The organism is Mesorhizobium sp. M8A.F.Ca.ET.218.01.1.1 (assembly GCF_004791165.1).
Classification (GTDB): Bacteria; Pseudomonadota; Alphaproteobacteria; order Rhizobiales; family Rhizobiaceae; genus Mesorhizobium.
Map to the genome: position 1 here is coordinate 1 of NZ_SRUZ01000091.1, position 355 is coordinate 355.

General features: G+C 64.2%; 1 pseudogene. It reads right to left on the reverse strand.

Annotation, left to right across the window (positions count from 1 at the left end):
* Positions 1-310: pseudogene (locus tag EN861_RS34520) on the reverse strand (flagellar hook-associated family protein); the annotation flags it as partial.
* Positions 311-355 lie beyond the last annotated feature (45 nt).

Genomic DNA, 355 nt, shown 5'->3' on the forward strand with positions numbered 1-355 from the left:
CGCCCGACACGCCGCTGGTCAGCGCGGACAGGAAGCTCTGCGCGGTGTTGGCGATCTGGCCGAGCGAATCCTGGGTCGATTTCAGGCGCGCGGTGACGAGCGCGTTGGAATCGACAATGCCGTTCAGCCGGTCGAGATCGCGCTGGAAGGTGACTGCCTGGGTCGTGCGGCTACCAAGCGCCAGGCCGACATCGGCGACTGTGCCGGTCTGTGACTCCTTCGTCGCCTTGACGAGATCGGCCTGCATCTTCGCCTGCTGATAACGCAGCGCGTTGGAAATGGCAGCTGAGGAAACGCCGGTCGCTCTCATGAATTATCCCACCGCGGCCAACAGGGAGTCCAGCATGTCGCCGAC